This window comes from Streptomyces griseorubiginosus, from assembly GCF_017614965.1.
GTDB classification, from domain to species: domain Bacteria; phylum Actinomycetota; class Actinomycetes; order Streptomycetales; family Streptomycetaceae; genus Streptomyces; species Streptomyces griseorubiginosus_B.
The window spans coordinates 19,102-27,181 of the sequence record NZ_WVUG01000106.1 but is presented as its reverse complement, the minus strand read 5'-3'; the positions used below and the strand labels follow the sequence as shown (position 1 = coordinate 27,181).

The 8,080-nt window shown below is 71.2% G+C and carries 13 protein-coding genes and 1 tRNA gene; 11 read left to right on the top strand and 3 right to left on the bottom strand.

All coding sequences use genetic code 11. The features are described from left to right. A partial coding sequence (locus tag GRC12_RS20870) for a penicillin acylase family protein (protein ID WP_208780828.1) occupies positions 1 to 966 on the bottom strand: 966 nt, incomplete at its 3' end. Between the two features lie 141 nt (positions 967 to 1,107). Here GRC12_RS20870 and GRC12_RS20865 point away from each other — a divergent pair. The 3 genes from GRC12_RS20865 to GRC12_RS46440 all read left to right on the top strand — a co-directional run bounded on the left by GRC12_RS20865 (position 1,108) and on the right by GRC12_RS46440 (position 2,312). Further along, positions 1,108 to 1,719 carry an HhH-GPD-type base excision DNA repair protein gene (locus GRC12_RS20865; protein WP_208780826.1) on the top strand — a complete coding sequence of 204 codons (612 nt, stop codon included), beginning with the start codon at positions 1,108 to 1,110 and terminating at the stop codon, positions 1,717 to 1,719. Between the two features lie 120 nt (positions 1,720 to 1,839). After that, the gene (locus GRC12_RS20860; RefSeq protein ID WP_208780824.1) at positions 1,840 to 2,142 is read left to right on the top strand and encodes a hypothetical protein; all 303 of its coding nucleotides are present in this window, start codon (positions 1,840 to 1,842) and stop codon (positions 2,140 to 2,142) included. A 47-nt stretch (positions 2,143 to 2,189) separates the two neighbouring features. Further along, on the top strand, positions 2,190 to 2,312 hold the full coding sequence (locus tag GRC12_RS46440; RefSeq protein WP_280117501.1) for a hypothetical protein: 123 nt from the start codon (positions 2,190 to 2,192) through the stop codon (positions 2,310 to 2,312). 18 nt (positions 2,313 to 2,330) lie between these two features. On the opposite strand, the gene GRC12_RS20855 is transcribed toward GRC12_RS46440, so the two are convergent. Then, on the bottom strand, positions 2,331 to 3,920 hold the full coding sequence (locus GRC12_RS20855; RefSeq protein ID WP_208780822.1) for a helicase HerA-like domain-containing protein: 1,590 nt from the start codon (positions 3,918 to 3,920) through the stop codon (positions 2,331 to 2,333). A 104-nt stretch (positions 3,921 to 4,024) separates the two neighbouring features. Between GRC12_RS20855 and GRC12_RS20850 the strand changes: the two genes are divergently transcribed. After that, on the top strand, positions 4,025 to 4,321 hold the full coding sequence (locus GRC12_RS20850) for a type II toxin-antitoxin system VapB family antitoxin (RefSeq protein WP_003999914.1): 297 nt from the start codon (positions 4,025 to 4,027) through the stop codon (positions 4,319 to 4,321). 111 nt (positions 4,322 to 4,432) lie between these two features. Then, positions 4,433 to 5,071: a LytR C-terminal domain-containing protein gene (locus GRC12_RS20845; RefSeq protein WP_244373459.1), complete on the top strand. Its 639-nt coding sequence runs from the start codon at positions 4,433 to 4,435 to the stop codon at positions 5,069 to 5,071. A 95-nt stretch (positions 5,072 to 5,166) separates the two neighbouring features. Here the strand turns inward: GRC12_RS20845 and upp are convergent, their stop codons facing one another. After that, entirely contained in the window at positions 5,167 to 5,802 is a 636-nt protein-coding gene (gene upp / locus GRC12_RS20840) for a uracil phosphoribosyltransferase (protein WP_208780820.1), read from the bottom strand. A 96-nt stretch (positions 5,803 to 5,898) separates the two neighbouring features. Between upp and GRC12_RS20835 the strand changes: the two genes are divergently transcribed. From GRC12_RS20835 to GRC12_RS20810, 6 genes are all read left to right on the top strand, one after another. After that, on the top strand, positions 5,899 to 6,084 hold the full coding sequence (locus GRC12_RS20835) for a hypothetical protein (RefSeq protein WP_133049738.1): 186 nt from the start codon (positions 5,899 to 5,901) through the stop codon (positions 6,082 to 6,084). A 240-nt stretch (positions 6,085 to 6,324) separates the two neighbouring features. Further along, entirely contained in the window at positions 6,325 to 6,858 is a 534-nt protein-coding gene (locus GRC12_RS20830) for a tRNA adenosine deaminase-associated protein (RefSeq protein WP_133049775.1), read from the top strand. Positions 6,859 to 6,896: 38 nt separating this feature from the next. Next, the gene (tadA, locus tag GRC12_RS20825) at positions 6,897 to 7,322 is read left to right on the top strand and encodes a tRNA adenosine(34) deaminase TadA (protein ID WP_208780818.1); all 426 of its coding nucleotides are present in this window, start codon (positions 6,897 to 6,899) and stop codon (positions 7,320 to 7,322) included. Between the two features lie 45 nt (positions 7,323 to 7,367). Next, a tRNA-Ser gene (locus GRC12_RS20820) sits at positions 7,368 to 7,452 on the top strand. Positions 7,453 to 7,536: 84 nt separating this feature from the next. Continuing rightward, a complete protein-coding gene (locus GRC12_RS20815) occupies positions 7,537 to 7,713 on the top strand; it encodes a hypothetical protein (protein ID WP_165955203.1) in 177 nt (58 codons plus the stop codon). Between the two features lie 12 nt (positions 7,714 to 7,725). Then, complete coding sequence (locus GRC12_RS20810) at positions 7,726 to 8,019, top strand: Dabb family protein (RefSeq protein ID WP_208780817.1); 294 nt, start codon at positions 7,726 to 7,728, stop codon at positions 8,017 to 8,019. Positions 8,020 to 8,080: the final 61 nt, after the last annotated feature.

The following is an 8,080-nucleotide window of genomic DNA, read 5'->3' as shown; positions in this document are numbered from 1 at the left end:
GCGCAGGGCGAGCGCCAGGGGTTCGTCGTCCGGCACTCCGCCGTCGAGCCCCTCCGGGCCCCCGGCGATCACCGGCCCCCGTTCCGTCTCGAGCACCTCGACCTCGACGGGCGCCTCCCCCGCCACCGCCACGGTCTCCACCTGCCTCACCGCCCGCCGCCACACCCCGTCCGGGCCGAGGGCCTCCACGCCCGCGCCCGTCCGCCGGAGCCGCTCCCGGTAGAGGTCCTGGTAGTCGGCCATGGCGTTGGTGATGGCCCAGGCAACCGTGCCGGTGTGGCCGAAGTGGGCGATGCCCGGAACGCCGGGGACGGCGAGGCCGACGACGTCGAAGTCGGGACAGGAGAGATGGATCTGCTGGTAGACGCCCGGGTCCTCGATGAAGCGGTGCGGGTCACCGGCGATCACCGCGTGCCCGGTCGTGGTCCGCGCCCCGCCGACCAGCCAGCCGTTGCTGCCGGCCGTGGCGGGCCCGTCCGTGGCGAACAGGGCCACCGACTCCGGCCCCAGGTGCCGTATCGCCTGCTCGCGCCAGAGCTTCGCCGGGAACCCCGCGAACAGGATGTGCGTCGCGAGCCAGACGCCGAGCGGGGTCCAGGGCTCCCAGCGGCCGGGGGCGAGGCCGCTCCGGGCGAACTCGGGGGCGGTGGTGGCGGGCAGTTCCCGGTTGACGCCGTCGACGTACGCGGCCACCCACTCCGCGGTCTCCGGGTCCCGTTCCTCCAGGGCCGTCCAGCAGCGCCGGGCGGTGTCGTCGAGGCGGGCGCGACGGGCGAACACGTCCCAGGGCAGCGCCTCGGGGCCCAGGAAGGAGGCCGAGGTGCCCTGCGCGCGGTGCCGTTCGACCTCCAGCTGCCAGGCCCGGTCCCGGGCGGTCACCACCCCCTGCGCGCGGGCGAGGTCACGGACGCCGCCGGCCCGCAGATGCGGAATGCCCCATGCGTCCCGGTGGATCTCGGTCGCCACCCTGCCCCCAACTCTCTTAGGTAAGGCTTGCCTAATATTCTGTGCCCGAATCGTACGGGAGCCGTGCGGCCTCGATGAGACAGGGGGCCGGGCCCCGCGCTCACGTGGAGCTCCGCCCCGTACCGAGGCATGATCGGGGGCATGGACGTCACCCTTCACCTCGCCCAGGACCCCGCGGCCGACGCGCTCCTCGGACGGTCCCCGCTCGCCGCGCTGGTCGGGATGCTGCTGGACCAGCAGGTCCCGATGGAGTGGGCGTTCAAGGGACCCCGCACCATCGCGGACCGGCTCGGCGCCGACGACCTGGACGCGCACGAGATCGCCGCGCAGGACCCGGAGGCCTTCGCCGCGGTCCTCTCCGAGAAGCCGGCCGTGCACCGCTACCCCGGCTCGATGGCCAAGCGGATCCAGCAGCTGTGCCAGTACCTGGTCGAGCACTACGACGGCAACGCCGAGCTGGTGTGGAAGGGCGTGGCCGACGGGCGGGAGCTGCTGCGGCGCCTGGAGGAGCTGCCCGGCTTCGGCAGGCAGAAGGCGCAGATCTTCCTCGCCCTGCTCGGCAAGCAGCTGGGCGTGACGCCCGAGGGGTGGCGTGAGGCCGCCGGGGCCTACGGCGAGGCGGAGTCCTTCCGGTCCGTCGCCGACATCACCGGGCCCGAGTCGCTGGCCAGGGTGCGGGCGCACAAACAGGAGATGAAGACGGCAGCCAAGGCCACGAAGTCAGCGAAGTCCACGAAGTCAGCCGGGAGATAGGGGCCGGCCGACCTTCGCATCAAGGGCCGGCGGAACGGGTCAGGTGCGCGGTGTAGCCCGTATGGGCGGATCCGGTGACCGGCAGGTCGATCACCTCGCGTGTCGGGGCAGACACCTGGCGTGAGCATCGCACGACACCTCTCCCGCATTCGCATCTGGCTGCGGGTCCTCGTGCTGCTGCTCGCCCTCCTGGTGCCCGGCGAGACGCACGCGGCCGCTTCGGTCCCGGTGTCGCCCGAGTGCGTCCAGTGCGACGCGACCGAGGTGGCCCTGCCTCCCGTGGTCCGCGCCGCGGCCCGGGCGGTCGTACCCCTGCGGCCCGCGCCGCTGCCGGACCCGGCTCCCCAGGAGCCCGGGGTGACCGCGACGACCGTCCTGCCCCGGGCACCGCACGCCCTGCGCACCGTGGTCCTGCGCTGCTGACCGACCCCGCTCCGGGAAAAGTCGGCACCTACGCGAGGAACACAGCCATGCCCACCGACCCGTACGCGGTCCTGCGCGCCCTGCTGCGCGCCGAGGCCGCGCGCAGCGCACCGAAACCGGAAGTGAAGCGACCGGAGCCCGAGCGGTCCCCGCGGGAACGGGACCGCTGACCCGGCGGCCCGGCGGGGTCAGCGCCTTCGCCGGGCCGTCCCGAACAGGGAGCGGGTGATCTCCCGTCCGATCTGCGTGCCGACGGAACGGGCCAGGGACTTGAACATGCCGCTGTCGACGACCTGTTCGACCACGGACGGCTGGGGTCGGGACTTCGGCGCCCGGGCCGCCTCCCTCATCTCGTCCGGCCCCTTGGCGCCGGCGGGCTTGCCGGACGTCAGCTTCTCGTACGCCGACTCCCTGTCCACAGCCTGTGCGTAACGTCCGTACGACTGCGAGGACCTCACCGCCTGGTCGAGGGCGCCCGCGTCGACGGGGCCCATCAGGGACTCGGGGGCACGCAGCCGGGTCGCCGCGACCGGGGTCGGGGCACCCTTCTCGCTGAGGACGGTCACGACGGCCTCGCCCGTGCCGAGCCCGGTGAGCAGCTCCTCCAGGTCGTAGGCGGAGTTGGGGAAGGTCTTCACCGTGGCCTTGAGGGCCTTCTGGTCGTCGGGCGTGAAGGCCCTGAGCGCGTGCTGGACGCGGTTGCCGAGCTGGCCGAGGACGTCGGACGGTACGTCCTTCGGGGTCTGGGTGACGAAGAAGACGCCGACCCCTTTCGAGCGAATCAGCCGGACGGTCTGGGTGATCGAGTCCAGGAAGGCCTTCGAGGCGTCGTCGAAGAGCACATGCGCCTCGTCGAAGAAGAAGACCAGCTTCGGTTTGTCGGCGTCGCCGACCTCGGGCAGGTCGTGGAAGAGATCGGCCAGCAGCCACATCAGGAAGGTGGAGAACAGCTGCGGCCTGTCCTGCACGGCGGGCAGCTCCAGGACCGAGACCACGCCCCGCCCGTCCGGCGCGGTCCGCAACAGGTCGGCGGTGTCGAACTCCGGTTCCCCGAAGAAGTCCGCCATGCCCTGCGCCTCGAAGGCGGTGAGGGAGCGCAGGATGACGCCGGCCGTTGCGGTGGACAGCCCGCCGACGGTCTTCAGCTCCGCCTTGCCCTCGTCGGAGGTGAGGAAGGCGACGACCGCCCTCAGGTCCTTCAGATCGATCAGTTCCAGCCCTTTCTGGTCGGCGTAGTGGAAGATCAGCCCGAGGGACTGCTCCTGGGTCTGGTTGAGCTGGAGCACCTTCGACAGCAGCACCGGGCCGAAGCTGGTGATCGTGGCCCGTACGGGGATGCCGTGACCGAGTCCGCCGAGGGCGTAGAACTCGGCCGGGAAGCCGGCCGGCGTCCAGTGCTGATGGACCTCGGCGGCGCGTCCCGTCACCCGGTCGTTCGGCTGCCCCGGCGCGGAGATCCCGGACAGGTCGCCCTTCACGTCGGCCAGGAACACCGGCACACCCTGGGCCGAGAGCTGCTCGGCGATCAGCTGCAGGGTCTTGGTCTTGCCGGTGCCGGTGGCGCCCGCGACCAGCCCGTGGCGGTTGAGCATCGGCAGCGGGACACGGATCTGCGCGTCCGGCAGACAGGTGCCGTCCCAGAGCAGGGCGCCCAGGTCGAGGGCCGGTCCCGAGAAGGCGTAGCCGGAGGCGATCTCCAGGGCCTCGCGGGGCAGGGCGGGCGCGCTTCCGGGTGCCTCGGGAGCGGTGGCCTCAGGCATGGTCTCGCTGTCACTCATCTCGGACCCCAGTTCCCTTATGCCCGGCTTTGCGACGTCTTTTCCAGCGTCGCACTCCGTCTCCATGGCTGCGCCCGGAACGTCTGGACCGGTAGGCTTTCCGTGTGATCTTCAAGCGCATCGGAAACGGCCGGCCGTACCCCGACCACGGCCGGGAAAGCACCCGGCAGTGGGCGGACGTCGCGCCGCGCCCGGTCCGCCTCGATCAGCTCGTGACGACGAAGGGGCAGCTCGACCTGGAAACCCTCCTGGCCGAGGACTCGACCTTCTACGGCGATCTGTTCGCCCATGTCGTCAAGTGGCAGGGCGATCTGTACCTGGAGGACGGCCTCCACCGCGCGGTGCGGGCGGCGCTCCAGCAGCGCCAGGTACTGCACGCGCGCGTGCTCGAGCTGGACTGACGCGCGCCGCGGTGAGGCGGTTCGGTAAAGGCTTGGCCCTTTCGGGTCACCTGTGCGGCGTCGAATGATCATCTAGTAGGCATCGCCGCTCAGGCGCACTACGCTGCGCTCATGAGCATGCTGACTCCCCCGGGCATGGGCGGGAAGTACCGGATCACGGGGGACAAGTACCCACGGATGCGACAGCGCCGCAGGCGCGGCCGGCTGGTGCTCGCCGTGGTGGCCTCGGTCGTCGCGCTCGGGGTGATCGGCTGGGGCACGCTGCAGCTCATCGACGTCTTCACCGGCGGCGGCAAGAAGGCGTCCGCCGCGGGGCCCAAGTCGGACTGCTCGACGCGGGTGAGCGCGTCGGCGAAGGCTTCCGGCTCGCTGCCGAAGCCCGCGCAGATCACCGTGAACGTCTACAACGCCACCACCCGCAGCGGGCTGGCCAAGAGCACGGCCGACGAGCTGCGCAAGCGCGGCTTCAAGATCGGCGACGTGGGCAACGCGAGCAAGGACTACGACAAGAAGGTCAAGGGCGCCGGGATACTGCTCGGTCCCGCGTCCGCGGTGAACACCTCGCTGCCCGTGCTCGGCACGCAGTTGGCCGCCGCCGAGAAGCGCACCGACACCCGCAAGGGCGCCGACGTCGACCTGATCATCGGGGACACGTTCAAGAACCTCACGGCCAAGGCGGACGCGGACAAGGCGCTGGCCGCGCTGTCCGGTCCCCAGCCGACGGCCACGTCCAAGAAGAAGGCCTGCTGAGGCGCCCCACAGGGGCGCGGGGAACTGCGCGACCAGCCACGGCGGACCCGCGGTAACCGCGCACCCGCACCCCTGCGGCGAACGGGGATCGTCCCCTATTCAGCCGCGCCGTAAAGCCGATCGCCCGCGTCTCCCAGGCCCGGCACGATGTAGCCGTGCTCGTTCAGGCGCTCGTCCACCGCTGCCGTCACGACGGTGACCGGCGTGCCCGCCAGTTCGCGTTCCATGAGTTCGACGCCCTCGGGGGCGGCCAGCAGGACCACGGCCGTCACGTCGTCCGCGCCGCGCTTGATCAGCTCCTGGATCGCGGCCACCAGGGTGCCGCCCGTGGCCAGCATGGGGTCCAGGACGTAGACCTGGCGGCCGGAGAGGTCCTCGGGCATGCGGGAGGCGTACGTGGACGCCTGCAGCGTCTCCTCGTTGCGGATCATGCCCAGGAAGCCCACCTCGGCGGTCGGCAGCAGCCGGACCATGCCGTCCAGCATGCCGAGACCGGCCCGCAGGATCGGCACGACCAGCGGGCGCGGCCGGGACAGCTTCACACCGGTGGTGGGGGCGACCGGGGTCTCGATGTCGATGGCCTCCGTGCGCACGTCGCGCGTGGCCTCGTAGGCGAGCAGGGTGACCAGCTCGTCGGCGAGACGGCGGAAGGTCGCGGAGTCCGTGCGCTGGTCGCGCAGCGTGGTGAGCTTGTGGGCGACCAGGGGGTGGTCGACGACGTGGAGACGCATGGCCTAACAGTAACCGCGCTCGAGGCGCCCTCGCGCTGGCATCAAACCGCCCATCAGGGGGAAAGTGGGAGAGACGCACGTCGGGGTGGTGAGCCTATGCCTGAGCCTGAGTCCCAACAGGACGCGTCACAGCAGCAGACCGACGCCGAGCGCAGGCGCCGCAGGGCCCAGTTCCTGCGGGAACGCGCCGAGGCACGTGAGTTGCGGGACCGCGTGCAGCCGCGGCGGGCCAAGGTCGCCCGGCTGCGTCACGCCATGCGTATGCGCACCTTCCGCTGGTAGCCGCGAGCCGCCGGGGGACCCGCTAAGGGCCGACCGGGTGCGTGCGCACGGGATTCGCCGCGTACGATCCCGCTGGTGGTCGATCAAAACGGGCGGACACAGGGAGCCGAAGACGTCCCCTGAACGCCTTGTTTCTGCCACGATTCCGAGTGGGTGGGGCTCGGCCCCGGCTTTTCCCCGCCCAAGCCTCCGCCGGGGGGACCCCCAACCGGCACGCCTATGACCAGTGGGAGAGTCACGGTGTACTTCGCCGCACTGCTCGCGCGCACCGAAGACGGGTGGGAAGCGAGCGACACAGAGCTCCTCGACAATGTGGAGACGCTGTCGGATCTGGCCGACCTCGCCCGGGAGGCCTCGGCCGAGGACGACACGGTGCTCGTTCTGATCGAGCAGGAGGACGCCTGGTTCGGCGTCGTCCGCATCGACGGCGAGGACGACCCTCGTATCTACGTCTCGGACGCCGCCGCCGCTGCCCGCAGCAGTTACGGCGAGATCCTGCTCACCGACGAACTGCTCGGAAGGGAGCCCGGCGACGACGGCCCCGACCTGGACGCCCTCGACCTCGACGGCACCGAGGACGGGGAGGACGAGGACGACGGCGAGGACGACGACGCCCCGTCCGCCGAGGCGGTGCCGCACAGCCCGGTCGGCGACGCCGAGGTCCTCGACGACCTGGGCGTCAGCGCCAAGGAGCTGCGCTCGCTGGACGAGGACGCGCTGACCGCGATCGCCGAGGCCCTCGGCGCCTCGGAGGTCCTGGAGACCGTCCGCTGACGGCGGCGGACCCCGTACGTGACCGCTGGCGGGCCGCGATGCGGCTCGCCCTGAGCGAGGCCGGACGGGCGGGCACCGACGTGCCCGTGGGCGCCGTCGTCCTGGCCTCGGACGGTACGACCGTGCTGGGCGCCGGACACAACGAGCGTGAGGCGAGCGGCGATCCGACGGCGCACGCCGAGGTCCTCGCGATCCGCCGGGCCGCCGCCGACCTCGGTGAGTGGCGGCTCGCGGGCTGCACGCTCGTGGTCACCCTCGAACCCTGCACGATGTGCGCGGGCGCGATCGTGCAGTCCCGGCTCGACCGGGTGGTCTACGGCGCCCGCGACGAGAAGGCCGGCGCGGCCGGGTCCCTCTGGGACGTCATACGCGACCGGCGGCTCAACCACCGTCCCGAGGTGATCGAGGGCGTGCTCGCCGAGGACTGCGCCCGGCTTCTCACCGGGTTCTTCCGGGGCCGCTGAATACCGATTTCTGAGCACGGCTCACGGTGCTGTAAGGTCTCCCTCGGTAGCGTGTCCGAGCGGCCGAAGGAGCTCGCCTCGAAAGCGAGTGTGGCGCAAGTCACCGAGGGTTCAAATCCCTCCGCTACCGCTTCCGAAGGGCCCCGTCGAAAGACGGGGCCCTTCGTGCGATCATGTGCGGTCGTTGGGCAAGGAATGACCTGGGGAGGCCGCGATGGCGGTGAACGCGAAGAAGATCGCCGTCTATGTGCTCGTGGTCTTCGCCCTGTACGTGATCATCACGGACCCGGCCAAGGCCGCCGACTACGTCCAGATAGGGTTCGAGGGCATCTCGGACGCCGCGAAGGCCATCGGTGACTTCTTCACCTGGATCGCCGACGGGGCCCACTAGCCAGGAGCGCACATGATCCGCCACCTCGTCCTGTTCAAGCTCAACGAGGGCGTCGAGCGCGACGACCCGCGGGTCGTGGAGGGCGTCGAGGCCTTCCGCTCGCTGGACGGCAAGATCCCCGAGATCCGCTTCTGGGAGCTGGGCTGGAACCTCAGCGACCGGCCCATCGCCTACGACTTCGCCATCAACTCCGGGTTCGAGGACACGGCCGCGCTGCGCGCCTACGTGGAGCACCCGGAGCACCAGGCCGGCGTGGCCCTGTGGAAGGAGTTCTCCACCTGGGTGATCGCCGACTACGAGTACTGAACGAGTACTGAGCCCGGACGCTCCGCGACACCGAGCCTCCCGCCGCGACGGCGGGAGGCTT

Bases quoted from the DNA above. Each gene is read 5' to 3' on its own strand.
- GRC12_RS20865 (WP_208780826.1), top strand. From the start codon at position 1,108: ATGGACGTCACCCTTCACCTCGCCCAGGACCCCGCGGCCGACGCGCTC.
- GRC12_RS46440 (WP_280117501.1), top strand. From the start codon at position 2,190: ATGCCCACCGACCCGTACGCGGTCCTGCGCGCCCTGCTGCGCGCCGAG.
- GRC12_RS20855 (WP_208780822.1), bottom strand. From the start codon at position 3,920: ATGAGTGACAGCGAGACCATGCCTGAGGCCACCGCTCCCGAGGCACCC.
- GRC12_RS20845 (WP_244373459.1), top strand. From the start codon at position 4,433: ATGAGCATGCTGACTCCCCCGGGCATGGGCGGGAAGTACCGGATCACG.
- upp (WP_208780820.1), bottom strand. From the start codon at position 5,802: ATGCGTCTCCACGTCGTCGACCACCCCCTGGTCGCCCACAAGCTCACC.
- GRC12_RS20835 (WP_133049738.1), top strand. From the start codon at position 5,899: ATGCCTGAGCCTGAGTCCCAACAGGACGCGTCACAGCAGCAGACCGAC.
- tadA (WP_208780818.1), top strand. From the start codon at position 6,897: ATGCGGCTCGCCCTGAGCGAGGCCGGACGGGCGGGCACCGACGTGCCC.
- GRC12_RS20815 (WP_165955203.1), top strand. From the start codon at position 7,537: ATGGCGGTGAACGCGAAGAAGATCGCCGTCTATGTGCTCGTGGTCTTC.
- GRC12_RS20810 (WP_208780817.1), top strand. From the start codon at position 7,726: ATGATCCGCCACCTCGTCCTGTTCAAGCTCAACGAGGGCGTCGAGCGC.